Source organism: Paraburkholderia phenoliruptrix (assembly GCF_902859825.1).
Taxonomy (GTDB): domain Bacteria; phylum Pseudomonadota; class Gammaproteobacteria; order Burkholderiales; family Burkholderiaceae; genus Paraburkholderia; species Paraburkholderia phenoliruptrix.
Window position 1 is genome coordinate 1 of the sequence record NZ_CADIKB010000042.1, and the last position, 23574, is coordinate 23574.

Annotated in this window: 21 protein-coding genes and 1 pseudogene; 14 read left to right on the forward strand and 8 right to left on the reverse strand. The window is 62.8% G+C overall.

Going from position 1 to position 23574, the window contains the following annotated elements; all coding sequences use genetic code 11:
• Nucleotides 1–108, reverse strand: a pseudogene (locus HV711_RS27670) (carotenoid 1,2-hydratase); the annotation flags it as partial.
• A 215-nt stretch (nucleotides 109–323) separates the two neighbouring features.
• Here HV711_RS27670 and imuA point away from each other — a divergent pair.
• From imuA to HV711_RS27685, 3 genes are read left to right on the forward strand one after another with little or no spacing between them, the layout of a single operon-like run.
• A complete protein-coding gene (gene imuA, locus HV711_RS27675; protein ID WP_028362322.1) occupies nucleotides 324–1163 on the forward strand; it encodes a translesion DNA synthesis-associated protein ImuA in 840 nt (279 codons plus the stop codon).
• Nucleotides 1063–2862, forward strand: a complete 1800-nt coding sequence (locus tag HV711_RS27680) for a Y-family DNA polymerase (RefSeq protein WP_035486193.1) — start codon at nucleotides 1063–1065, stop codon at nucleotides 2860–2862. The genes imuA and HV711_RS27680 overlap by 101 nt, the downstream gene beginning before the upstream one ends.
• 5 nt (nucleotides 2863–2867) lie before the next feature.
• Nucleotides 2868–6443 (forward strand): error-prone DNA polymerase, encoded by a 3576-nt coding sequence (locus HV711_RS27685; protein ID WP_028362320.1) that lies wholly within the window; start codon nucleotides 2868–2870, stop codon nucleotides 6441–6443.
• A gap of 51 nt (nucleotides 6444–6494) precedes the next feature.
• Here HV711_RS27685 and HV711_RS27690 read toward each other — a convergent pair whose 3' ends face one another.
• Together HV711_RS27690 and HV711_RS27695 are read right to left on the reverse strand one after the other, a co-directional pair.
• The gene (locus tag HV711_RS27690) at nucleotides 6495–7415 is read right to left on the reverse strand and encodes a dTDP-4-dehydrorhamnose reductase family protein (RefSeq protein WP_175145391.1); all 921 of its coding nucleotides are present in this window, start codon (nucleotides 7413–7415) and stop codon (nucleotides 6495–6497) included.
• 12 nt (nucleotides 7416–7427) lie between these two features.
• Nucleotides 7428–7670, reverse strand: a complete 243-nt coding sequence (locus tag HV711_RS27695; RefSeq protein ID WP_013587813.1) for a heavy-metal-associated domain-containing protein — start codon at nucleotides 7668–7670, stop codon at nucleotides 7428–7430.
• 120 nt (nucleotides 7671–7790) lie between these two features.
• Here HV711_RS27695 and cueR point away from each other — a divergent pair, with 120 nt between their 5' ends.
• From cueR to HV711_RS27715, 4 genes are all read left to right on the forward strand, one after another.
• On the forward strand, nucleotides 7791–8225 hold the full coding sequence (gene cueR, locus HV711_RS27700) for a Cu(I)-responsive transcriptional regulator (RefSeq protein WP_013587814.1): 435 nt from the start codon (nucleotides 7791–7793) through the stop codon (nucleotides 8223–8225).
• Nucleotides 8226–8518: 293 nt separating this feature from the next.
• Entirely contained in the window at nucleotides 8519–8665 is a 147-nt protein-coding gene (locus tag HV711_RS27705; RefSeq protein ID WP_006053111.1) for a DUF3563 family protein, read from the forward strand.
• 230 nt (nucleotides 8666–8895) lie between these two features.
• Nucleotides 8896–9237 carry a hypothetical protein gene (locus HV711_RS27710; RefSeq protein WP_035479701.1) on the forward strand — a complete coding sequence of 114 codons (342 nt, stop codon included), beginning with the start codon at nucleotides 8896–8898 and terminating at the stop codon, nucleotides 9235–9237.
• 190 nt (nucleotides 9238–9427) lie between these two features.
• The gene (locus HV711_RS27715) at nucleotides 9428–10468 is read left to right on the forward strand and encodes an ABC transporter substrate-binding protein (RefSeq protein WP_035479699.1); all 1041 of its coding nucleotides are present in this window, start codon (nucleotides 9428–9430) and stop codon (nucleotides 10466–10468) included.
• A gap of 48 nt (nucleotides 10469–10516) precedes the next feature.
• Here the strand turns inward: HV711_RS27715 and HV711_RS27720 are convergent, their stop codons facing one another.
• Nucleotides 10517–11365 (reverse strand): 23S rRNA (adenine(2030)-N(6))-methyltransferase RlmJ, encoded by an 849-nt coding sequence (locus HV711_RS27720; protein ID WP_035479698.1) that lies wholly within the window; start codon nucleotides 11363–11365, stop codon nucleotides 10517–10519.
• 284 nt (nucleotides 11366–11649) lie between these two features.
• Nucleotides 11650–12621: a potassium channel beta subunit family protein gene (locus tag HV711_RS27725; protein WP_035479696.1), complete on the reverse strand. Its 972-nt coding sequence runs from the start codon at nucleotides 12619–12621 to the stop codon at nucleotides 11650–11652.
• 243 nt (nucleotides 12622–12864) lie between these two features.
• Between HV711_RS27725 and HV711_RS27730 the strand changes: the two genes are divergently transcribed.
• On the forward strand, nucleotides 12865–13662 hold the full coding sequence (locus tag HV711_RS27730) for a 3-hydroxybutyrate dehydrogenase (protein ID WP_015002192.1): 798 nt from the start codon (nucleotides 12865–12867) through the stop codon (nucleotides 13660–13662).
• Nucleotides 13663–13672: 10 nt separating this feature from the next.
• A complete protein-coding gene (locus tag HV711_RS27735; protein ID WP_013587821.1) occupies nucleotides 13673–14911 on the forward strand; it encodes a DUF3734 domain-containing protein in 1239 nt (412 codons plus the stop codon).
• A gap of 108 nt (nucleotides 14912–15019) precedes the next feature.
• On the opposite strand, the gene HV711_RS27740 is transcribed toward HV711_RS27735, so the two are convergent.
• Nucleotides 15020–16219 carry an amino acid aminotransferase gene (locus HV711_RS27740; protein ID WP_013587822.1) on the reverse strand — a complete coding sequence of 400 codons (1200 nt, stop codon included), beginning with the start codon at nucleotides 16217–16219 and terminating at the stop codon, nucleotides 15020–15022.
• Between the two features lie 347 nt (nucleotides 16220–16566).
• Here HV711_RS27740 and uvrB point away from each other — a divergent pair, with 347 nt between their 5' ends.
• The 5 genes from uvrB to HV711_RS27765 all read left to right on the forward strand — a co-directional run bounded on the left by uvrB (nucleotide 16567) and on the right by HV711_RS27765 (nucleotide 22292).
• Complete coding sequence (gene uvrB, locus HV711_RS27745) at nucleotides 16567–18660, forward strand: excinuclease ABC subunit UvrB (protein WP_013587823.1); 2094 nt, start codon at nucleotides 16567–16569, stop codon at nucleotides 18658–18660.
• A 323-nt stretch (nucleotides 18661–18983) separates the two neighbouring features.
• Complete coding sequence (locus tag HV711_RS27750) at nucleotides 18984–19532, forward strand: iron transporter (protein WP_013587824.1); 549 nt, start codon at nucleotides 18984–18986, stop codon at nucleotides 19530–19532.
• Nucleotides 19533–19632: 100 nt separating this feature from the next.
• Nucleotides 19633–19965 (forward strand): cupredoxin domain-containing protein, encoded by a 333-nt coding sequence (locus tag HV711_RS27755; RefSeq protein ID WP_013587825.1) that lies wholly within the window; start codon nucleotides 19633–19635, stop codon nucleotides 19963–19965.
• Nucleotides 19966–20043: 78 nt separating this feature from the next.
• The gene (locus HV711_RS27760) at nucleotides 20044–20889 is read left to right on the forward strand and encodes an FTR1 family iron permease (RefSeq protein WP_035479693.1); all 846 of its coding nucleotides are present in this window, start codon (nucleotides 20044–20046) and stop codon (nucleotides 20887–20889) included.
• On the forward strand, nucleotides 20886–22292 hold the full coding sequence (locus HV711_RS27765; RefSeq protein ID WP_035479690.1) for a 4Fe-4S binding protein: 1407 nt from the start codon (nucleotides 20886–20888) through the stop codon (nucleotides 22290–22292). Before HV711_RS27760 ends, HV711_RS27765 begins: the two co-directional genes overlap by 4 nt.
• Nucleotides 22293–22566: 274 nt before the next feature.
• Here the strand turns inward: HV711_RS27765 and hemP are convergent, their stop codons facing one another.
• Together hemP and HV711_RS27775 are read right to left on the reverse strand one after the other, a co-directional pair.
• The gene (hemP, locus tag HV711_RS27770; RefSeq protein ID WP_035479687.1) at nucleotides 22567–22830 is read right to left on the reverse strand and encodes a hemin uptake protein HemP; all 264 of its coding nucleotides are present in this window, start codon (nucleotides 22828–22830) and stop codon (nucleotides 22567–22569) included.
• Nucleotides 22831–23073: 243 nt separating this feature from the next.
• Complete coding sequence (locus HV711_RS27775; protein WP_015002198.1) at nucleotides 23074–23556, reverse strand: SRPBCC family protein; 483 nt, start codon at nucleotides 23554–23556, stop codon at nucleotides 23074–23076.
• Between the last annotated feature and the right edge of the window lie 18 nt (nucleotides 23557–23574).

Consider the following 23574-nt stretch of genomic DNA (forward strand, 5'->3'; position numbering starts at 1 on the left):
CGAGTCGAGCTCCTGATCGTCCATCAGCGGATCGAGCTTCCAGGTCAGCGGGCCGGCCCTGACCGTCATCGCGACCGGATACGCGGTGTTCGTGCGCGGTGAGCGCCACGTCTGTGCCATCCGCTTGAATCAAGCCGGTTACTGACACTAAAACTCAACGTCGGTTCTCACTTATCCGAACCATTCACTGCTGCTGCCTCTTCTCGCATTCCTCCTGCTTAACATCACCCTCAAAATACTGTATAAATATACAGTGAAACTTGTCGTCCTCGGTTGCTCGTGGTTGAGCAGGGCGGAACGTTCTCAATTGAACGAGTGTGTCTATGGCAGCAGCGATTCAGCTTGTGACAACTCCGCTGTCGTCGCAATTGCGGCGTCAAATGTGGCAGGGCAACGAACTTGCCGAGGTGGATACGCGTGTGGTGCCGAGCGGCTACACCGCGCTGGATCAGGTATTGCCCGGAAAAGGCTGGCCGGCGGGTAGTCTGACGGAGTTGCTGGTCGAACATTGGGGGGCGGGCGAGCTGCGTTTGCTGGCTCGCGCGCTTTGTCATCTGACGAAGCAAGCCGGACGGCATGTAATGCTCGTGGCGCCTCCTTATCAGCCATGCGCCGCGGCATTGAAGGCTTGGGGCGTCGACGTGGAACGGGTCCTCTGGGTGCGCTCGGACGAAGATAAGGCGCTTTGGGCCGCCACTCAGGCATTGAAGCAGGATGGCATCGGCGCGGTGTTGGTGTGGTTATCGAATGCGCGCGCCGATAAAGTCAGGCGCTTGCAGGTCGCGGCTCAGGAATCCACTGCACTAGCATTTCTGATGCGGCCCGTAGCGGCCGCCGCGCAATCGTCGCCAGCTCCATTGCGCATGATCTGTGAGCCGCTTTTGCCGGCTAATGCCGAGACGATCAACCGTCGTCAGTGGTTGCAGGACATTGGCTTGTCGATCGACATCTTCAAGCGCCGCGGGCCGCCACTCGCCGAGCCGCTTCGTCTCGTTCTGCCTGTGCAGGACGCTTTATTACCGGCGAACGGGGCAGAGAGCGGTCAAGGATTAGAGACTCAACATGTTGTGGATCGCCGTCGCATTGCCTCTCTTGTCGCTGGAAGCGGTAAAGCCGCTGACCTCGCTTCCGGATGGTTCGTCCGCGAAGCCGAATCGGTGTGAGCCGCCTCGCGACGCAAACCCGTCGTGCGATGCTGGAAACATCGCCGACGCGCACTGCTATGCGCTCGCCGACCACGCACACATTCTGCTGCCGGACGTCGATGCCTTGCGTGCCGGCGTGCAACCCGGCCACTCGCGTTCCTATGCACTGGCATTGGCGCCGGAGCTCAAGCTGCTGACTGCCGACGCCGGCCGCGAGATTCAGGCCTTCGAAGCCATCGCACTTGCGCTCCTGACGTACACGCCGAAGCTCTCGCTGGCCGACACGCACACCTTGCTGCTGGAAGTCGGCTCGGGCTTGAGGTTGTTCGGTGGCTTGCGAACCTTGTTGGCGCGCGTGTCGGCCACGGTTGCCGAATTTGGCTATACCGCGCGCGTCGCCTGCGCGCCGACGGCATGGGGCGCCTGGCTATTGGCGCAGGCACGTGCCAACCGGCAAGGGCGTCGCTGGCATGTGGTGAAAGAAGATTCGCTCGCGCGTGTACTCGACCGTTTGCCCGTGTCGCTGCTGCCGGTTGCGCCCACTTATCGCGATGCTTTCGCGCATCTCGGATGCGCGACCCTTGCCGAATTGCGGCAATTGCCCCGCGCGGGCGTAGTCCGGCGGTTTGGTAGCGGCATTCTGGATCTGCTGGCCCAGGCGTATGGCACGCGCCCCGATCCGCGCGAATCGTTTCGTGCGCCTGCGTCGTTTCATGCGCAGCTGGAATTGCCGTCGCGCGTCGATAACGCGGATGCACTCCTGTTCGCCGCACGCCGGCTGATCGTGCAACTGGCCGGTTGGCTGAGCGCGCATCATGCGGCGCTGAGCGGTTATACGTTGCTGCTCGAGCATGAGCTGGCGTCCCGCCATTCGCCGAAGACCTCTAGCCTGAAGGTCGCGTGGGCCGTACCGTCGCGTGATGCCGAGCATCTTATCTGGCTGCTGCGCGAGAAATTGAATCAGACGGTTCTCGCGGCGCCCGTCATCGAATTGAAGCTTGTCGCGGATCAGATCGCCGAGTATGCAGGCCAGTCGGACACCTTGTTTCCCATGCCGGAGTCGGACGGTGAGTCGATCGCACGGCTGCTCGAACGCCTGAGCGCTCGCTTGGGGCCGGAAAACGTATTGCAGATGTCGGTGCAGGACGATCATCGACCGGAACGTGCAATGCGTGTCGAGGCGTACCAGGCTCAGGCATTTTCGCGCAAGAAGCGTTCGCGGGCGTTGGCGCGGCCCAGAATCAAAGCGGATAAAACCTGGCTAACTGATGAATTGCGCAACGCAGCGGGCGAGGGCGCGTCGCCCGCCAGCGCGACCGACACGGAAGCGGACGCTGAGGCTCCGACCCAAGCCCAAGCCACCCCGAGCCCATTCACCTCGGCCGACGCAGAAACCACCACTACGTCCACCCTGCAACACGCACATCAACGACCCCAAGAAGCATCGCCAGATTTCCCCGACAGCATCTTGCCTTCACAGCCGCGTCCTGTCTGGATGCTCGACAAACCCCTGCGCCTGATGATGCGCGACCAGCGACCAATCTATCGCCGGCCGCTGAAAATGCTGACGCGTACCGAGCGGATCGAGGCCGGCTGGTGGGACGGCGATCTCGTCGAGCGCGATTACTACGTGGCCGCCGACGATCGCGGCCATATGTTCTGGGTTTATCGCGAGCGCATGACCGGCGAGTGGTATTTGCAGGGTCTGTTCGGTTGAACATCATGACGGCATCCGCATCAGGACTTTCTCCGCCGCAGCCGCCCGCCAGGAACCTACCGGCGTATGCGGAGTTGCATTGCCTGACTAATTTTTCGTTTCTGCGCGGCGCCTCGCATCCGCATGAACTCGTTGAACGGGCCATGCTGCACGGCTACAGCGCACTTGCCATTACCGACGAGTGTTCGCTGGCGGGCGTCGTGCGCGCTCATACGGCGCTCAAGGAAATGGAGGCAGAGCAGGATCGTTTGCGCAAGGAAATCGAGGAAAAGCTGAAGGCGGCCGAGGGGAGCGAAGCCGGCCGGCTCCCGCAAGAAGCGTTGGACGCAGCGCTGCAGCAGGAGGCGCTCGAAAACTGGATGTTGAAACCGCTGCCGCAACTGATCATCGGTAGCGAACTGAATCTCACGAGTGCAGATGGCGAGCCCTTCTGCACGCTGGTTGCGCTTGCAACGAATCGCAACGGTTACGGCAATCTTTCGGAACTCATCACGCTCGGCCGCTCGCGCGCGGAGAAGGGCAGCTACCGGCTCGGTCCGGCGGATTTCACCGATTCGTTGCCGCATCTGGAGCATCTGCGAAGCCTGCCTGATTGTGTGCTGATGCTCGTGCCGCAGCGCACGGCCACGCTGTCGCATACGCTGCATTGCGCACATTGGCTCGCCGCGTTTGCCGGAACCCGGGCGTGGATCGCGCTCGAGCTCTGGCAAACCGGCAGCGACGATCTTCAGATCGACGCCTTGCGGATGATTTCACAAGCGAGCGGTCTGCCGCTCGTCGCGGCGGGCGGCGTTCTGATGCACACGCGATCGCGCAAGCCTTTGCAGGACACCATGACGGCCATTGGCCTGAACACGCCGCTGCCGGCATGCGGCCACGCGCTCGAGGCGAATGCCGAACGGCATCTGCGCACGCGGGTGCGGTTGAGCAAGCTCTACCCGCGCGATACGCTCGAAGAAACGCTCAAGATTGCCGCACGGTGCCGCTTCTCGCTCGACGAACTCAAGTATGAGTATCCTGAGGAGCTGGTGCCCGCGGGCGAGTCGCCGTCGAGTTACCTGCGTAAGCTTGTCATGGCGGGCGCGGCGGAGCGCTGGCCGAACGGCATGGACCTGAAGCGCATCGATCAGATCGAAAAGGAACTGCATCTTATCGCCGATTTGAAATACGAAAAGTACTTTCTGACGGTGCACGATATCGTGCGCTTCGCGCGCTCGAAAAACATTCTTTGCCAGGGCCGCGGCTCGGCGGCCAATTCGATCGTCTGCTACTGCCTGCATGTGACGGAAATCGACCCTGTGCACATGAACATGCTGATCGAGCGCTTCATCTCTCGCGCGCGCAACGAACCGCCCGATATCGACGTCGACTTCGAGCATCAGCGCCGCGAGGAGGTGATCCAGTACATCTACGCGAAGTACGGACGCCATCGCGCGGCGCTGACCGCATCGCTCATTACCTATCATGTGCGCAGTGCATTGAAGGACGTCGGCAAGGCGCTCGGTCTCGAAGCGTCGCTGATCGAGCGCATCAGCAAATCGCAGCAATGGTGGGACGGCCCGGAGGCGGTGGCCGGATATCTGAAGGAAGCGGGCTTCGACGCCAACTCTCACATCACGAAGAATCTGATCCGTCTCACGAAGGAACTGCGTCTTTTTCCGCGTCACCTGTCGCAGCATGTCGGCGGCTTTGTGATCGCGAGGGACAAGCTCTCGCGGCTCGTGCCGATTGAAAACGCGACCATGAAAGACCGCAGCGTGATCGAATGGGACAAAGACGATATCGACGCGCTCAAGCTGCTGAAAGTGGACGTGCTGGCGCTCGGCATGTTGTCGGCCATTCGGCGCGCGCTGGAATTCGTCGCGCTAAGACGCGGTTTTCCGCGGTTCCGCGTGCAGGACATTCCGCGCGAAGACCGCGCCGTCTACGAAATGTGCGGCCATGCCGATACGGTCGGCGTGTTTCAGATCGAATCGCGAGCGCAGCAAAGCATGCTGCCGCGCCTCAAGCCGAACAAGTATTACGACCTCGTGATCGAAGTGGCGATCGTGCGGCCGGGGCCGATTCAGGGCGGCATGGTGCATCCGTATTTGCGTCGCAAGCAGGGCCTCGAGCCGATCGACTATGCGAAAGACGAGTTGCGGCCCGTGCTTGAGCGCACCCTCGGCGTGCCGATTTTCCAGGAACAGGTCATGCATCTGGCCATGGTCGCGGCGAAGTACACCGGCGAGCAGGCCGATCAGTTGCGACGTGCCATGGCGGCCTGGCGGCGCACCGGCAACCTCGCGAAGTACCAGAAGGATTTGAGCGACCGCATGTCGGCGCGCGGCTATGAGCCCGAATTTATCGAACGGATCTGCCAGCAGATCGAAGGTTTCGGCGAGTACGGTTTCCCGGAGAGCCACGCGGCGAGCTTTGCGCTGCTCGTCTATTTGAGCGCGTGGTTAAAGCGCTATGAGCCGGCGGCCTTTCTTGCCGGGTTGCTCAACAGCCAGCCCTTGGGTTTCTATTCGCCGTCGCAACTCGTGCAGGATGCAAAGCGCCACGGCGTCAAGGTCTTGCCGCCCGACGTGACACTGAGCGACTGGGAATCGACTTTCGAGAAGCGCGATCGCGAAGGGGAGCGCGTTCTGGCAAGCGAGACCTGCTTGCATCGTCAGCAGGCCGTCGTGTCCGCGCAGCAGTTGCGCGATCTGTCGCTGCGTCGCCTGAGCGTGAGCAGGACGATCCGGCGCGCCGCCCGGCGGTTGAGCGCGCGCGTGTTTCAACCGCCCGGCACCTATGGCGCGCGCGGTCCCGCCGTGCGCATCGGCATGCATCTCATCAAGGGACTCGCGCAGGCGGCTGCCGAGCGCATCGTGGCCGCGCGCCGCGATGCACCGTTCAGCAATGTCGACGATCTCGCGCGCCGCGCGGCGCTGACGCGGCGCGATCTCGAAGCGCTCGCGGCGGCGAATGCACTGGCGAGTATCGCGGGTCATCGGCGGGAAGCGTGGTGGGCTGTGACCGCGCAGCACATCGTTCCCAAACTGCTGCGCGACGCGCCGATTGCCGAAGCGCCGCTCCTGCTGCCGCAGGCCGACGAGGCGCGTGAAATCATCGACGATTACGCGAGTCTCGGGCTCACGTTCAATCGCCATCCGCTCGCGCTGTTGCGCGCGCGTCTTGCCAGGCAGCGTTTTCGCACGGCAGCGGACCTAGCGGCGTGTCAGCACGGCACGCTCGCGCGGGCATGCGGCATCGTCACCGTGCGGCAACGGCCGGGCACCGCGAACGGCACCATCTTTGTTTCCATCGAAGACGAAACCGGCTCGATCAATGTGATCGTCTGGCCGTCTCTGGTGGAAAAGCAGCGCAAGGCGCTGCTCGGTTCCTCGCTGCTCGCGGTCTACGGCGTCTTGCAGCGCGACGACGGCGTCGCGACCGGCGGCCATCCAGGCGAAGAGAGCGCGCTCGCGAATCAGTACGGCAAGACGAGACGAAAAAACAAGGGCGAGGTGGTGCATCTGGTGGCACACCGTCTGGAAGATCTCAGCGAGTGGCTCGGCGACCTGGCCACCGCGAGCCGCGATTTCCATTGATGCCCGCTCGGCCTTCGCTTGCGGCTCTTCACAACCTCGCTCTGTGCGCCGTCATGCCGGCGCCCCCCCGCGCCACGGAAAGGCGGCCAGCACCTCGCGGATCGCCGTGTCGAACGGCGTGCGCCGGCCGATGCCGAATTGCTCGAGCCGGTCCGACGCAAGGTGGCAATTATGCGGGCGGGGCGTCGCATCGGTCGGCGTATGTTGCGGGGTGAGCCGCGCGTCGAGTTGCAGCGCTTCGCCGAGGCGCACGGCGATTTCGTACTTGGTCATCGGCTCGTCGCCCGACCAATGCACGATGCCGGAGATCGCATTGCCCTTGGCGTGACGCTCGAGCATTTGCCGGATCACGAATGCAACGTCCGGCGTGAAGGTGGGATAGCGGATCGCCCACGCGTCCATGGGAGCCGCTTTGCCCCCGGCCGCGGCGGAGGCGGCAATCGCCGGCACGAGGCTCGTCACGGCGGATTCCGCCCAATCGACGATAGGCCCGTACAGCAGCGGCAAGCGCAGCACGCAGCCGAAGTCGGTTGCCGCGGCCAGCGCGCGCTCGCCGTCCAGCTTGCTGCGCCCGTACGCGTTGAGGGGCGCGGGCTCCGAATCCGGCCGATAGGGCGGACGCGTGCCGTCGAAAACGTAATCGGTGGAAATCGAGAGCGTCCACGCGCCGCGCCGATGTGCGGCGGCGGCGATTGCGCGCACCGCGTCGACATTGAGCGCGCGGGCCAGTTCCGGATGACGCTCGCACACGTCGGGGCGGCGCTCGGCGGCGGCGATCAGCAGCGCATCGGGTGCTTCCCGGTCGATAAACTGCTCGATTGCCCGCGCCTCGCGAACATCCAGCACCACAGTGTTCGGCGTCGGGCGGCTGAACGCGGTGCCGACGACCTGCCAGTCAGGCTGCCCGGCCAGTTCGTCGACAATAGCGCGGCCGAGCAGGCCCGACGCTCCCATCACGGCGACCTTGAACATGACCGACTCCGCCTAGCGCGGGGCGCCGTTGCTTATGCCGCGTGCAGCATCCGGCAAGACGCCTTTGACTGTGTAGCCGGCGTCATCGATGGCGGTCTTCAGGGCCTCGACAGATTGCGTCGATTCGACGACGACTCGGCCCGCCGCGAGGTCCACCTGCACCTGCGCCGCGTCGTCGTGCTCGCGGATAGCGTTCGTGACCGCGGCCACGCAATGCTGGCAGCTCATGCCTTCAACCTCGAATTCGGTTTTCATCGGAATTGCCCTGGGAAATGACGTTGCGACAGTTGAATTATGCCTGTCGGAGCGGATTTAAGTGGCTGACCTTCCCATCATGGGAAGGTGTACGATCTGCCCAATCAATCGGGAAACATGATGAACATTGGCGAAGCGGCCCGCGCGTCGGGCGTCACGGCGAAGATGATTCGCTACTACGAAAGTGTCGGTCTGCTGGCGGCAAAAGCTCGCACGAGCGCGGGCTATCGGGTTTACGGCCCGCAGGAAGTGCACTCGCTGCGGTTTATTCGGCAGGCGCGCCGGCTCGGTTTCCTGGTGGAGGATATTCGGCGGCTCCTCGCGCTGTGGCACGACCGCACGCGCGCGAGCGCGGAAGTCAAGGCGATCGCGCTCGATCATGTGGCGGAGCTTGATCGGCGCATCGCGGAACTCACGGAGATGCGCGACACTCTGGCGCATCTCGCCCACCACTGCCACGGCGACGACCGGCCGGATTGTCCGATTATCGAGAGACTCGCGCACGCGGACAGCGTTTCTGAAGCCGAGAGCGGGAACTGCGGGAGGCATGCGTAGGAGGCGGAGACTGGCTGGCAGGCAACGGAAGGTGCAACCACGCGCGATGCACTTTTATTGTGCACAATCCCGCGACGTGTACTTGTGCCTCTCGATGAAATATCGAAACAACGGAATGAAAACAAAGACTTGATTGCACCAGGATGGTGCGTCATTCCAAAATGGAATGCCCACCATGCGAGCATTTCACTGGCGCGGTTGCACCATCAGCCTATAATCCGGGTTAACCCTTTTACGGGAAATCCCTGATGCCCAATCCACCGGGGATTCATTTCTGATCCTTGGAGAACATCATGTTTGCATACATCCTCGAAAAGCTGAGCACCTGGTTTGAAACCGCTGAACGCGACCGCCGTGAAGCCTATCTGGCCTCGTCGTCGGACATCGTCCAGCTGGAACAGCGTATCCGCTCGCTGGAAACCAACGGCTACTCGCTGTGAGTTTCACCGGCTGCGCAGACCTCGCGGTCTGCGCAGCCAGGTTGCAGTACCGCGTAGTTCAGTGTCGAGCCCCGTTGTCGCGGGGCTTTGTCACATCTGGCGTCCTGAATTGTCCGCCGGCCTACCCGCCACTCGACATGGCGAATATCGACTAGCCTCTGCGCGCGCGTCGCGGTAAGGTAAGACGTTTTCCGCGCAATCCGGCCTCGCCGACTTAAACCGGTCCGCCCATGTCTTCAATCCACTCGTTCAAATCCGCGGCAGCGCTCATCGTCGTTTCATTGGCCATGGCCTGTGCCGGGTCGAACGTGTTCGCCGCTTCGAGCAATACCCGCAAGCCCGTGATTCTGGATACGCAGAGCGGGATCAGCGACGGCCAGAGCGGCACGGTCTTGCAGACAGCGCCGCTTTCGCGGCAGCCTATCGTCGAAGCGCAACCCATTGCGACACCTGTCGAACTGGCGCCGAACCCGTCGTTGCCGATCGTCGTCGCGCCTTATATCCAACTCCCAGTGGGTGGAACGCCGGCGCAGCCCCAAGGCCAGCCGGTGCTGGCGCCGCGCCATCAATAGCGCAGAGCGGCCTCGCCGTCGCCCGGTTGCATGCCGGCGCGCGCCGCGGCGCCGTCATTCGGGTTTGGGCGCATGGCGCGCCCCGCGGCGGGCGACGACAATCTTCAGGCGGTCCCTCTCATCCACCGTCCGGCCTGCACGGTAGCCGGTAGGCCACCGCATCGAACGACAATACAAAAGGAGACGACAAATGCCCTCTCACTGGATGCGGCGCGCCGCTGGCGTCTGTGCCGCGATTGTTGCCGTGGCCGCGCTGCATGGCGAAGCCTTTGCGAAAGACACTCCTGAAAAACCGACATTGACGATGGCCGTGGGCGGCCTGCCCGGTCTTTACTATTTGCCCGTGCTGACGGCGCAGCAACTGGGTTATTTCAAGGACGAAGGCCTCGAGGTCACGCTCGAAGATTTCGCGGGCGGCTCGAAAGCGCTCGAAGCGGTGGTAGGCGGCAGCGCGGATGTCGGCGCCGGTGCCTTCGAGCACACACTCTTCATGCAGGCCAAGGGTCAACGCTACCGGGCCTTCGTATTGATGGGCCGCGCGCCGCAGATCGTCGTCGCGGTATTGACTTCGAAGGCGGACAAGATCAAGACACTCTCAGACTTCAAGGGGGCGAAGGTGGGCGTGAGCGCGCCGGGTTCGTCGACCGATCTGGTGCTGACGGTCGCCTTGCGCAAGGCCGGCGTGCAGCGCAGCGACATTGCGGCGATCGGCGTGGGCAGCGGTGCAACGGTATTGGCGGCGGTCAGCAACGGACAGATCGACGCACTTTCCAATGTCGATCCGATGATGACGAAGCTCACGCGTAGCGGCGCAATCAAGGTGCTCGTCGACACGCGCACCGTGAAGGGAACGCAGGAGGTATTCGGCGGGACGATGCCCGCCGCCACGCTTTATGCGCCGGAAAGTTTCATCCAGAAATATCCGAAGACGACGCAGGCGCTCGCCAATGCAATCGTGCGCGCCGATCGTTGGCTGCAGACCGCAAGCGACGCCGACCTGCTGAAAATGGTCCCGCCCGCGTATCTGCTCAACGACTCCGCGCTATACGTGGAGGCCTTTCACAACGTGCGCGACGCCTATTCGCCCGACGGCCTGATGCCCGCCGACGGCCCGGCGACTTCGCTGCGCGCGCTGGCGTCGTTCGACAGCCGGCTCGATCCGAAGAAGATCGACCTCAACGCGACCTACACCAACGACTTCGCGCGCAAGGCCGCTGCAGAGCTGAAGTAAGTGCGCGGGTAAGTGTGCGCGGCCGGCCGCGCGTGCCCTCGGCGCGACTCAGTCGCCTCGGTACTCCACCTTGAACTGTGCAGCCTTGTCCTCGCCGAGCGTCTTCACGAGCCAGGGCATCTGCTCCTTCAGCATTTTTGGCAGCGTGTATGGTGGATTGAGAATGAACATGCCGCTGCCGAACAGGCCGAAGCCGTCTGCTGCCGGCGGATTGCTGACGGTCAGGCTGACATGCAGCCAGTTACGGTCCTGCAGCTTTTTCAGCTGTTCAGGAAAGCGCTGCGACTCCGGCCGCTTCACCTGCGGATACCACACCGCGTAGGTGCCGGTCGGAAACCGCTTCAGACTTTCTTCGACGCAGCGAAGCGTGCGCGCGTAGTCGCGCTTGTCCTCGTACGACGGATCGAGCAGCACCAGCGCCCGGCGCGGCGCCGGGGGGAGCAAAGCGAGAATGCCGTCGAAACCGTCGCCCGCGTACAGCATTGCGCGACGGCCCGCATCGCGGAAATTGTGGCGCAGCACATCGATCTCCGTGCTGTGCAGCTCGAAAAGACGCAGCCGGTCCTGCTCGCGCAACTGCCGCCAGGCGATATACGGCGAACCGGGGTAGAAGCGCAACCGGCCGTCGGGATTCAGTGCGGCGACTTCGTCGACATACTCGGCGAAGAGGGGAGGCAGGTCGTTGCGCTCCCACAGCTTTGCGATGCCGGTCTGGAATTCGCCCGTCTTCACTGCGTAGCCTTCCTTCAGCGAATACACGCCCGCACCGGCATGCGTGTCGATATACCAGTAGGCTTTGTCCTTCTGGCCGAGGTAGCGCAATAGCTGCAATACGACCGCGTGTTTGAGGACGTCGGCGTGATTGCCTGCATGAAAGGCGTGGCGGTAGCTGAGCATATGAGAAGACGCTGAAAGAGGGCGTGCCGTTCGGGCCCGAACCGGCGATGCGGATGCAACGCCGCTGCACGGCGGCACGAGCGCCGCAGCGAAGCGCGGTCGCGTATTGTACGCGACGTATACCGCGCGGGCGGCTGCCGCGTGCCATGACTTGCCACGCGGCGGCCTTCGCGCCGGCTCGTTGCGTCGTGCCGTGATCCGCCACGCGGAAGCCTTCGCGCCATGTTCATGCGCCACGCGAGCGCGATTCCGACGCGGTCCCGCCGCAGTGCACTGCAGCCCGGTCAGTCGTACGTGTCGCCGATCATGCCTTCGATCTTCTCCTTGATCGCCGGCGTGATCCGCTCGGCAACCTCGGCAGATTTCATGTTCTCGCCGATCTGCTCGACGCGCGACGCGCCCGTAATCACCGTGCTGACGTGCGGGTTCTTCAGAATCCATGCAATTGCAAGCTGGCCCACCGTGCAGCCGAGTTCGTCGGCCACTTCGCCGAGCTTGCCGACCACGTTGTTTTTGCTTTCGTCGGTGACGTGCTTGCGCAGCCAGTCATAGCCTTGCAACTGCGCGCGGCTGCCCGCCGGCACGCCGTTGCGATATTTGCCGGTCAGGAGGCCCGATGCGAGCGGACTCCACGTGGTCAGCCCGAGACCGATATCCTCGTAGAGGCGCCGGTATTCCTGCTCCACGCGCTTGCGATGAAACAGGTTGTATTGCGGCTGCTCCATGACCGGCTTGTGCAGATGGTGGCGCTCTGCGATCTCGTAAGCCGCTCGGATTTCGTCAGCGCTCCATTCGGACGTGCCCCAGTACAGCGCCTTGCCGCGCGCGATCATGTCGCTCATGGCCCATACCGTTTCCTCGACGGGCGTGTTCGGGTCCGGACGATGACAGAACACCAGATCGACATAATCGAGCTGCAGACGTTTGAGCGATGAGTCGATTGCGTTCAGCAGATATTTGCGGTTCAGCGTGTGGTATTGATTGGGCGCCTCCTCGAGTCCCCAGAAAAACTTGGTGGACACGACGTAGCTCACGCGCGGCCACGCGAGTTCCTTGAGCGCCTGACCCATGATTTCTTCGGATTTGCCGCCAGCATAGACTTCCGCGTTGTCGAAGAAGTTGACGCCCGCGTCGCGCGCGGCCGCGAGCGATTCGCGCGCCGCGCGATGATCGACCTGATTGCCGTACGTCACCCACGAGCCGATGGACAATTCACTGACCTGCAGGCCGGAGCGGCCTAGACGCCGATATTTCATGCAATTCTCCTGATAGTGAAGCGACCGGAACCCTGTCAGAACGCCTAGTTTAAATAGATAAGCCCTAGCGTGCTTTTTACCGATCCAACCCACACGGTTCATGCACAATAGCAGCATTGGCGGCAGTGCAACATTCGGCCGAACGGTATAGGACAGCGCCTAAGAGTGCCTATGTCATTCGGCCGACTTCACGCTGCGCGCGGCTCGTGGTCTCATTGCTCATCAACTGCATGGAGGTTCTGGATGTCGTCACTGAACACAAATCTGAATGGCAAGGTCGCGGTGGTTACCGGCGCCGCAAGCGGCATCGGCAAGCAGATTGCGTTGACCCTTTCAGCTGCGGGCGCGGCTGTCGCGATTGCCGACCTAAACCAGGGCGGGGCGAACGCCGTCGCTGAAGAAATCACGAAGGGCGGCGGCAAGGCGATCGGCATCGCAATGGACGTCACCAACGAAGACGCGGTCAATCAGGGCATTGACAAAGTGGCAGCGGAGCTCGGTTCGGTCGACATTCTCATTTCCAATGCCGGCATTCAGATCGTCAATCCAATCGAAAACTATTCGTTTTCCGACTGGAAGAAGATGCAGGCGATTCACGTGGACGGCGCCTTCCTGACGACCAAGGCGGCGCTCAAGCACATGTACAAGGACGACCGCGGCGGCATCGTCATCTACATGGGCTCGGTTCACTCGCATGAGGCGTCGCCGCTCAAGTCGGCCTACGTGACGGCCAAGCATGCGCTGCTCGGGCTCGCGCGCGTGCTCGCGAAGGAAGGCGCGAAACACAATGTGCGTTCACATGTCGTCTGTCCCGGCTTCGTACGGACGCCGCTTGTCGACAAGCAGATTCCCGAGCAGGCGAAGGAACTGAACATCAGCGAAGAAGAAGTGGTCAAGCGGGTCATGCTGGGCGGCACCGTAGACGGCATTTTCACCACCGTGGAGGACGTCGCGCAAACGGTGCTGTTCCTGTCCACCTTCCCGACGGCGGCACTGACCGGCCAATCCTTCATTGTCAGTCACGGCTGGTACATGCAATAAGGAGGCGCGCATGGCGCAACGCAATCTCAAGCAGGCGCGCCTCGGTGCGCCGGGCAATGAGGAGGGCGCGGGCGCTGGCGCGACGCCCGCCACGGCGGCTGGCAGGCGGGTTCAATTGCCGGACTACGAAACGATCGCGCTCACGCTGCAGGGCGGCGGCGCGCTTGGCGCCTACCAGGCTGGCGTTTTTCAGGGGCTCCACGAGGCCGGCATCGAGCCGAACTGGCTGGCGGGCATTTCTATTGGCGCTCTGAATACAGCGATCATCGCGGGTAATCCGCCGGAACAGCGGGTAGAGCGGCTGCTGCAATTCTGGGAGACTATCTGTCAGCCGGCGTTCGGTCCGCCCTTGCCGGCGTTTATCGAGCACGCGTTCTTCAACTCCAGCGACGCCGTGCGCAAAGCTTTCACTGCGACCCAGGCGATCGGCGCGCTTGTCGAGGGGCAAAAGGGCTTCTTTGTGCCGCGCTTTCCGCCACCTTTGCCGACCGTATCGGGGCCGCCGCAAGCCGCCAGTTACTACGACACGGCACCGCTCAAAGCGACGTTGGAAAGGTTATGCGACTTCGACCGCATCAACTCGCGGGAGATGCGCGTATCGGTAGGCGCGGTCAATTGCGGCACGGGCAATTTCGCGTACTTCGACAATACGCATACCGCACTGAGGCCCGAGCACTTCATGGCCTCCGGCGCATTGCCGCCGGGCTTTGCGGCGGTCGAAATCGACGGTCAGTATTACTGGGACGGCGGCTTGATGTCGAACACGCCGCTCTACGAGGTCGTGCAGACTACGCCGCGGCGCGATACGCTCGCGTTCCAGGTCGACCTGTGGAGCGCGATCGGGCCGGTGCCCGACAACATCACCGACGTGCAGGGGCGGATGAAAGATATTCAGTATTCAAGCCGCACGCGTCTCGTGACCGACATGCTGCAACGCTCGCAACGTTTTCGGCACGTATTGCGCGAGGTATTGGACCGCGTATCGCCGGATGAGCGCGACGACCCTTGGTGCCGGCTCGCCGAAGACCTGTCGTGCTCGAAGCGCTACAACGTGATTCATCTTATCTACCGGCAGAAGGAGTACGAAGGGCACTATAAAGACTTCCAGTTCGGCCTGTCGACCATGCGCGAGCATTGGCAAAGCGGCCTGGATGACATTCGCCATTCGCTTGCCCAGCCCGATTGGCTTGCCATGCCGGACAACGACGCTGGCTTCGTCACACACGACATTCACCGCGACTCGCGCTGACAGCCGCCTGAGCGAATTCCGAGCCGCAAAGAGAAACGGCGCCCTCGAAGGGGCGCCGTTTCTCCATCCAGCCTAAGTAAAGCGCGCGTGAACGCTTTGCAAAACGCTTTACTTCAACACATGTGCAATCGCGCTCGCGACCGCGTCGAGGTTGCGCGTGTTCAGCGCAGCCACGCAGATGCGGCCGGTGCTGACGGCATAAATGCCGAATTCTTCACGCAGACGGTCGACTTGCGGCGCCGTCAGGCCCGAGTACGAGAACATGCCGCGTTGTGCATTGACGAAGCTGAAGTCGCGGTCCACGCCGCTTGCCTTGAGGCGTTCAACGAGACCGTTGCGCATTGCGCGGATGCGGTCGCGCATTTCGCCCAGTTCCGTTTCCCACGTGGCGCGCAGTTCCGGCGAAGCGAGCACCGCGGCGACCACCGAGCCGCCATGCGTCGGCGGGTTGGAGTAGTTCGTGCGGATCACGCGCTTGAGTTGCGACAGCACGCGGGTCGCTTCTTCCTTGCTGCCGGTGATGATGGACAGCGCGCCGATACGCTCGCCGTACAACGAGAAGGACTTCGAGAACGACGACGAAACGAACACGTTCAGTTCCGAAGCGGCGAAGAGACGCACGGCTGCGGCGTCTGCGTCAATGTTGTCGCCGAAACCCTGGTAAGCGATGTCGAGGAACGGCACCAGATTGCGCGCCTTGACGACTTCGACGATCTGCTTCCATTGGTCGACGCTGAGGTCCACGCCCGTCGGGTTGTGGCAGCACGCGTGCAGCACGACGATCGTGCCCGCTGCGTAGCTGTTGAGCGCGCTCAGCATGCCGTCGAAATTCACGCCGTGCGTCGACGCGTCATAGTACGGGTACGAGACCACCTCGAAGCCCGCGGCCTCGAACAGCGCACGGTGGTTTTCCCAGCTCGGGTCGCTGATGGCGACCTTGGCGTTCGGCTCCAGGCGCTTCAGGAAGTCGGCGCCGATCTTCAGCGCGCCCGTACCGCCCAGTGCCTGCGCCGTCACGACGCGGCCCGCGGCGATCAGCGGCGAATCGTTGCCAAGCAGCAGCTTTTGCACGGCCGCATCATAGGCGGCGATCCCTTCGATCGGCAGATAGCCGCGCGGCAGCGCCGCTTCGACACGCGCCTTTTCCGCGTCGCGCACGGCGCGCAGCAGCGGAATCTTGCCTTCTTCATTGAAATATACGCCAACGCCGAGATTGACCTTGGTGGGACGCGTGTCGGCGTTGAAGGCTTCGTTCAGGCCCAGAATCGGGTCGCGGGGAGCAAGTTCGACGGCGGAGAACAGAGACATGGTGGGTGGCCAGCAGTAGTAAAAAGAGGGCGGCTACGAGCTTGCGCGACCGTGCCGGCTGCGTTTATGCAAAACGCAAGCGCCGGATGACGCAAAACGCGGAAGACTGCAAGCGAGCGCAACGTCGCATTGTAACGAATCTGCGACCGTTTTTAGGACGATAACGTCCATTCGGGGGACTTATTTGCTTGAAAAAGAGGCAGCGCGTCGCTAAATGGCTAAGGACCGGCGTATGGGACCGGCGTGTGCGCCGCTGCGATCCTACGCGGATCCGTTCAGTCCGTCCCCCGATCCGACTTTGCCCAACCCGTTAGAATAGTTTTTTGCCCAAGGCCGCTGCCGCCCCCATGTCCGAACAACATCTGACAGAAGCCGAAGATACGCTCGACGAATCCAAATTCGTCCGCTTCGAAGGCTCGCCGTTCCAGCTTTATCAGCCGTATCCGCCCGCCGGCGACCAGCCGACGGCGATCGAAACGCTCGTCGAAGGCGTCGAGGACGGTCTCTCGTTCCAGACGCTCCTCGGCGTCACCGGTTCGGGCAAGACCTTCACGATGGCCAACACCATCGCGCGGCTCGGCCGCCCGGCTATCGTGTTTGCGCCGAACAAGACGCTCGCGGCGCAGCTCTACTCGGAGTTCCGCGAATTCTTTCCGCGCAACGCGGTCGAGTACTTCGTTTCGTACTACGACTACTATCAGCCGGAAGCGTATGTGCCGCAGCGCGACCTTTTCATCGAGAAGGACTCGTCGATCAACGAGCACATCGAGCAGATGCGTCTGTCGGCCACCAAAAGCCTGATGGAGCGGCGCGACGTGGTGATCGTCGCGACCGTGTCGGCCATTTACGGTATCGGCAACCCGTCCGAATACCACCAGATGATCCTGACCCTGCGCACCGGCGACAAGCTCGGCCAGCGGGACATCATCGCGCGGCTGATCGCGATGCAGTACAACCGCAACGAAGCGGACTTCCAGCGCGGCTCGTTCCGCGTGCGCGGCGACACGATCGACATTTTTCCCGCCGAGCATGCGGAAATGGCGGTACGCGTCGAATTGTTCGACGACGAAGTCGAAACCCTGCAACTTTTCGACCCGCTCACCGGACGCGTGCGTCAGAAAATTCCGCGTTTCACGGTCTATCCGTCATCGCATTACGTGACGCCGCGCGACACCGTCGTGCGGGCGGTCGAAACCATCAAGGCCGAGTTGCGCGAGCGGCTGGAGTTCTTCTACAGCGAGGGCAAGCTGGTCGAGGCGCAGCGGCTCGAGCAGCGCACGCGTTTCGATCTGGAGATGCTGCAGGAACTCGGTTTCTGCAAAGGCATTGAAAACTACTCGCGGCACTTTTCCGGCGCGGCGCCCGGCGAGCCGCCGCCTACGCTCGTCGACTATTTGCCGTCCGACGCGATCATGCTGCTCGACGAGTCGCACGTGCTGATCGGCCAGCTGAACGGCATGTACAACGGCGACCGCGCGCGCAAGGAAAATCTGGTCGACTACGGCTTCCGTCTCCCGTCCGCGCTGGACAACCGGCCGCTGAAGTTCAACGAGTTCGAGCGGAAGATGCGTCAGGTCGTGTTCGTGTCGGCCACGCCGGCGGACTACGAAAAGAAGACCTCGGGGCAGGTGGCCGAGCAGCTCGTGCGTCCCACCGGACTCGTCGATCCGGAAATCGAGGTGCGCCCCGCGCGCACCCAGGTGGACGACGTGCTCGCCGAGATCAACGAGCGCGTCGCGGCAGGCGACCGCGTGCTGGTTACCGTGCTGACGAAGCGCATGGCAGAGCAATTGACGGAGTTTCTGGCCGACCACGGCATCAAGGTGCGCTACCTGCATAGCGACATCGATACGGTGGAGCGCGTCGAGATCATCCGCGACCTGCGGCTCGGCACATTTGACGTGCTCGTCGGGATCAATCTGCTGCGTGAGGGGCTTGATATTCCCGAAGTGTCGCTTGTCGCCATTCTCGATGCGGACAAGGAAGGCTTCCTGCGCGCCGAGCGCTCGCTGATCCAGACCATCGGCCGGGCGGCGCGTAACGTGAACGGCAAGGCGATTCTGTATGCGGACAAGGTGACGGATTCGATGCGCCGTGCCATCGACGAAACCGAGCGGCGGCGCGCGAAGCAGATCGCCTTCAACCTCGAACACGGCATCACGCCGCGCGGGGTGGTCAAGCGCATCCGCGACATTATCGACGGCGTGTACAACGTCGACGACGCGCGCGCCGAGTTGAAGGAGCAACAAACGCGCGCGAAATTCGAGGACATGTCCGAAAAGCAGCTTGCCAAGGAGCTGAAGCGTCTCGAAAAGCAGATGATGGAGCACGCGAAGAACCTCGAATTCGAGAAGGCCGCCCAGACGCGCGACCAGCTCGCGTTGCTGCGCCAGCGCGTGTTCGGGGCGAACGTCGGCGATCATGTGTCGGGCGTTGAATAGGCGCCCAGAGGGCGCGGCAATCCGCCGCGCCTTCCTGGCCCTTTATTTCTGAGCGCCCCAACAGCCGCCGCAACACCCGCCCCAACAGCCCCCACGTCACCCCGTTCCTCACCCACACCCCGTTCCTTAAGACACCCTTAAGACCCTGTTGCCATAAGGCCTGGCATGCGTTCGTATTTGTTCCGGCCGACGAACAATGATAAACTCGCCCAATATTGAGAATGGTTCGCATTAACGTTCAACTATGCGATCTGCTTCGGCTTGTCGCCTGGCACACTGTTCCAATCGAACCGAATCGAGTCAGATAAAAACAAGGAGTTTCAATGCGGATTTCTTCATTCGTGCGTGGCGGCGTCGCCGCGGCGGCTGCGGTTGCGGCGCTCTCGGCAACGGCCGCGGAATACCCGATCGGCAAGCAGCAGATTCAGGGCGGCATGGAAATCGGCGCGGTGTATCTGCAGCCGATCACGATGGAGCCGGAAGGCATGATGCGCAAGGCGTCGGACTCGGACATCCATCTGGAAGCGGACATCCACGCAGTCAAGAACAATCCCACCGGTTTCGCGGAAGGCGACTGGATGCCGTATCTGCAAGTGCGCTACGAGCTGACGAAAGCCGGTTCGAAAGACGCGCAAAAGGGCGACCTGATGGCGATGGTCGCGAACGACGGTCCGCACTATGGCGACAACGTCAAGCTGCAAGGCCCGGGCAAGTATCACCTGAAGCTGATCGTCGAACCGCCGATGCAAACCGGCCACATGGCCTTCGGCCGTCACGTCGACAAGGAAACCGGCGTGGGTCCGTGGTTCAAGCCGATCACGCTCGAATACGACTTCACGTTTGCCGGCATCGGCAAGAAGGGCGGGTACTGATCTCCGCGACTGCGCCGCGACCCGCGGCAGAGGAGCGACTGAGTGAATGAATCAGGCGGCGCGAACTTCATCCTTCGCGCCGCGTTTTCCGGAAACGCCAATGAGAATCAACCGAAAGATCGTGGCCCTCGCGTCGTCGATTGTGCTGGCGGGCGCGGCGCATGCAGCCGATCTGCCGACGTTCAAGCTAGAAATGAACGACGGCAAGCTGACGCCGACGCGCATCGAAGTGCCGGCCGGGCAGCGCATCAAGATTGAGGTGCGCAACACCGGCAAGGGCGCGGCCGAGTTTGAAAGCGTGCAGTTGCGCAAGGAAAAAGTTCTTGCGCCGGGCGCGGACTCGTTCGTGGTGATCGCTCCGCTTTCGCCGGGCGAATACAAGTTCTTCGACGATTTCCACCAGCAGGCGCAAGGCGTGATCGTCGCGAAATAGCAGGTATGCGAGGCGGCGCGGGGCCTCGAGCCCGCCGGCGCTGCGCGGCAGCAGTAGCAGAGCAGAAGGGAGTGCTTGATGGGTCAGATTCTATTCATCGTGTGGCGGGAAAGTGTCGAGGCGTTGCTGGTCGTCGGCATCCTGTACGCATGGCTGAAAAATGGCGACGACGATGCGCGCCGCGGTTTGCCATATCTGTGGAGCGGCGTCGCCGCCGGCCTGATCGCGGCGGTGGCGCTCGGCGCGGCGCTCGTCGGCTTCACGGAAGTGCTCTCCGGCGACGCGCAAGATTACTTCCAGACCGCGATGGTGCTGGTGGCCTGCGTGCTGATCGTGCAAATGGTGCTGTGGATGAAGCAGCACGGCCGCTCGCTCAAACGCGACATGGAACGCTCGCTGCAGCAAAGCCAGCGCGACTCGAACTGGTGGGGCGTGGCGCTGCTCGTCGCACTCGCCATCGCGCGCGAAGGCAGCGAGACGGTGATCTTCCTGTACGGCCTCGGGTTCGGCCAGTCGGGACACGTGGACAGCGCCCAGATGCTTGCCGTCGTGATCGGCCTCGCGCTCGCGCTCCTCACGTTCTACGTGCTGCAGCTCGGCGGCAAGTTCTTCTCGTGGCGGCTCTTTTTCCGCATCACCGAAATCATGCTGCTGTTCCTCGGCGCGGGTCTGTTCCAGACCGGCGTCGACAAGCTGATCGACAAGGAATTCCTGCCGACCCTCGTCGATCAGCTGTGGAATACGTCGGCGATCCTCGACGATTCGAGCACGTTCGGCTCGCTCGTCGCGACGCTCACCGGCTACCGCGCGCATCCCGCGCTGATGAACCTGCTGGCCTACGCGGTGTATTGGGTGGTCGTCTATCTGCTGCTGCGGCGCGCGAACCGCAAGCCGGCGCAACAGGCGGCAGGGCGCGCAGCATGAGTACAGTGATGACCCGTCCGGGGCGTCTCGCCGCGGCCGGGCAGTGGATGCAGCGTCACGGTTCGGTGATCCGCGGCATCCAGTGGGTCGTGGTCGCGGTGTACGCGCTGCTGATTATCGTGCCGGCGGTGATGCCGCTGCCGGACGACAGCGCGCATTTGTGGAACAACCTGACGCTTGCCGCGCAGTTCGTGTTCTGGGGCATCTGGTGGCCGTTCGTGCTGCTCTCGATGGTGATGCTCGGCCGCGTCTGGTGCGGCGTCCTGTGTCCCGAAGGCGCGCTCGCCGAATTCGCCAGCAAGCACGGCCGCGGCAAGGCGATCCCGCACTGGATGCGCTGGGGCGGCTGGCCGTTCGTCGCGTTCGGCATCACGACGATCTACGGTCAGATGGTGAGCGTGTACCAGTATCCGAAAGCGGTACTGCTTGTGCTCGGCGGCTCGACCGTGGCGGCGATCGTGATCGGTCTGCTTTACGGACGCGAGAAGCGCGTCTGGTGCAAGTACCTCTGCCCCGTGAACGGGGTGTTTTCGCTTCTGGCGCGCCTCGCGCCGTTCCACTACAAAGTCGACGAAGACGCGTGGCGCCGTTCGTACAAGAACGGCGAGCACGGCCATCGCGTCATTCCGATCAATTGCGCGCCGCTCGTGCCCTTGCGCAACATGAAAGGCGCCTCCGACTGCCATATGTGCGGCCGTTGCAGCGGCCACCGCGACGCAATTGCCCTGACGTGGCGCGCGCCGTCGTCAGAAGTCGTGGAGCTCGGCGACAAGCACGCGAGCGCATGGGACACCGCGCTCATCCTGTACGGCCTGCTCGGCATTGCGATCGGCGCGTTCCATTGGACCGCATCGCGCTGGTTCATCGACCTGAAGATGTTCTTCGCGACGTGGCTGGTCGACCACGACATCACCTGGCCGCTACAGACCAATGCGCCGTGGTTCCTGTTCACGCACTACCCGGAACAGAACGACGTGTTCTCGTGGCTCGACGGCACCATGGTGATCGGCTACATCCTCGCGACGGCACTCGTCTACGGCACTGCGCTGCTCCTGCTGCTGATGGGCGCGACGCGCATGCTGGGGCGGTTGAGCAGCGTGCGCCTGCATCATCTGACGCAAGCGCTGATTCCGCTTGCCGGCGCGGGCGTGTTCCTCGGCTTGTCGGCGACCACGCTGTCGCTGCTGCGGGCGGAGCATGTGCCGTTGTGGTGGGCGTCGGACGTGCGCATCGGCATTCTGGCAATCGCGAATCTGTGGAGCGCATGGCTTCTCTGGCTCGTCACGCGACGCTACAGCCAGCGCTTCGTGCGACGCGGCCTCGCAATGCTGTGGTTCGCCGCGGCGCTCGCGGTGGTCGACAGCGCATGGTGGCTGATGTTCTGGGGCTGGGCGTCGAAGTAAGAAAGGCGCGAATCCATTCGACGCAAAATTCGACGCAAAAAACAGAAGCCGTGGAGATGACATCCTCCACGGCTTTTTCATTGGCATGACGGCACACGGGGTTTCGCGTGGCGCATCGGCGGGAACCAAAAAAGCGGCCTGGCTGGCTGCGACGGCTGGCTTGGTGTCTGCACGAAGGGGTCTAGTTCTCGCGTGCAAGCCGTCGTGGCTGGCTAATGCCTAACACCTCTCAAGGGAGGTGGTCCCCACAATACCCGGTACTCCAGTTCGTTCGTTACTTCGTCAGGATCAGCTTGCCGAGACGCGTGGCGCGTAGCTGATACGTCTCGCCGTTATGCACGATGCTGACGTGGCTGTGGCCTTGCAGCAAAGTCTCGCTGCGCACCACCCGCGCGGCCGACTCCGCGGACCCGCTCGCACGGCTCACAGCAGGCTTTGCGGCGGGGGCGGCCGTGGCCGCTACCGGTTTCGGACGGCTGGTCAATGCCGCGGCCGGGCGGCGCAGGCTGAGCGTGGAAGTGCGAGCGGTATCTGTCATGCGGCTTGGCTGTTGCTTGATTCGATGGAAGAATTCTAAATGATAACCATTCCTATTTACAAGGGGGAGAAATTCATCGGATCAAACTTTCGATAGCCGCACAAGCCAAGGAGCGCGAGGAAGGCCAGCCCAAAGGGGCGCCGCGCAGGGGACGGATGACAGCGGCGCATTGCACGCGCAAGCACCCGGCTAGCGCCGCCCATTTGAACTTGCGGAGGCGGCGCGGGACATCGACTGCAACACTCAGTGCAGCGAACCGGGCTCCTGCTTTGCCTGCACATATTGACGGATCAGGCGCACGGTATCGATGTCGTTCTCGCGATACGCGGACTTCACGATCTCCTGCGTCTGCACCGCGTCCTGGTCGTTTGAAACCGGCAGCGTGGTCGCGTATTCGAAGCGCAGGAACAGCTGCAATTCGTCCGGCTGCTCAATAGTCATGGTCAGCGAGCCGCCGACGTAATCCGCCGTCGGCAGGATGTCGTAGCGCACGCTTTGGCTTTCGTGCAGCGTGACGCGGTCGCGGACCGTGGCCTGGCCGTAATGCAGTTCGCGCTCGAGCGTATTGCCCTCGCGCGAAAGGATCGTGCAGCTGTCGAGCCCCATCACGAACAGTTGCGGCTGCTCGGCGCGCAGCACGAGCCCTTCCCACAACTGCTCGCGGGTCATCGAGTCGACGAAGGGATTCAACGGGTCGTTGATCTGGATAAGGTGTTCGAAATTCAAGGCGACAGCATCCTATGA

Excerpts from the sequence above, each read along its gene's own strand:
- HV711_RS27755 (WP_013587825.1), top strand. The coding sequence starts at position 19,633 with ATGAGAATCAACCGAAAGATCGTGGCCCTCGCGTCGTCGATTGTGCTG.
- HV711_RS27710 (WP_035479701.1), top strand. The coding sequence starts at position 8,896 with ATGTCTTCAATCCACTCGTTCAAATCCGCGGCAGCGCTCATCGTCGTT.
- cueR (WP_013587814.1), top strand. The coding sequence starts at position 7,791 with ATGAACATTGGCGAAGCGGCCCGCGCGTCGGGCGTCACGGCGAAGATG.
- HV711_RS27765 (WP_035479690.1), top strand. The coding sequence starts at position 20,886 with ATGAGTACAGTGATGACCCGTCCGGGGCGTCTCGCCGCGGCCGGGCAG.
- hemP (WP_035479687.1), bottom strand. The coding sequence starts at position 22,830 with ATGACAGATACCGCTCGCACTTCCACGCTCAGCCTGCGCCGCCCGGCC.
- HV711_RS27715 (WP_035479699.1), top strand. The coding sequence starts at position 9,428 with ATGCCCTCTCACTGGATGCGGCGCGCCGCTGGCGTCTGTGCCGCGATT.
- HV711_RS27750 (WP_013587824.1), top strand. The coding sequence starts at position 18,984 with ATGCGGATTTCTTCATTCGTGCGTGGCGGCGTCGCCGCGGCGGCTGCG.
- HV711_RS27690 (WP_175145391.1), bottom strand. The coding sequence starts at position 7,415 with ATGTTCAAGGTCGCCGTGATGGGAGCGTCGGGCCTGCTCGGCCGCGCT.
- HV711_RS27735 (WP_013587821.1), top strand. The coding sequence starts at position 13,673 with ATGGCGCAACGCAATCTCAAGCAGGCGCGCCTCGGTGCGCCGGGCAAT.
- uvrB (WP_013587823.1), top strand. The coding sequence starts at position 16,567 with ATGTCCGAACAACATCTGACAGAAGCCGAAGATACGCTCGACGAATCC.
- HV711_RS27730 (WP_015002192.1), top strand. The coding sequence starts at position 12,865 with ATGTCGTCACTGAACACAAATCTGAATGGCAAGGTCGCGGTGGTTACC.
- HV711_RS27740 (WP_013587822.1), bottom strand. The coding sequence starts at position 16,219 with ATGTCTCTGTTCTCCGCCGTCGAACTTGCTCCCCGCGACCCGATTCTG.
- HV711_RS27685 (WP_028362320.1), top strand. The coding sequence starts at position 2,868 with ATGACGGCATCCGCATCAGGACTTTCTCCGCCGCAGCCGCCCGCCAGG.
- HV711_RS27760 (WP_035479693.1), top strand. The coding sequence starts at position 20,044 with ATGGGTCAGATTCTATTCATCGTGTGGCGGGAAAGTGTCGAGGCGTTG.
- HV711_RS27680 (WP_035486193.1), top strand. The coding sequence starts at position 1,063 with ATGTTGTGGATCGCCGTCGCATTGCCTCTCTTGTCGCTGGAAGCGGTA.
- HV711_RS27705 (WP_006053111.1), top strand. The coding sequence starts at position 8,519 with ATGTTTGCATACATCCTCGAAAAGCTGAGCACCTGGTTTGAAACCGCT.
- HV711_RS27720 (WP_035479698.1), bottom strand. The coding sequence starts at position 11,365 with ATGCTCAGCTACCGCCACGCCTTTCATGCAGGCAATCACGCCGACGTC.
- HV711_RS27725 (WP_035479696.1), bottom strand. The coding sequence starts at position 12,621 with ATGAAATATCGGCGTCTAGGCCGCTCCGGCCTGCAGGTCAGTGAATTG.
- imuA (WP_028362322.1), top strand. The coding sequence starts at position 324 with ATGGCAGCAGCGATTCAGCTTGTGACAACTCCGCTGTCGTCGCAATTG.
- HV711_RS27695 (WP_013587813.1), bottom strand. The coding sequence starts at position 7,670 with ATGAAAACCGAATTCGAGGTTGAAGGCATGAGCTGCCAGCATTGCGTG.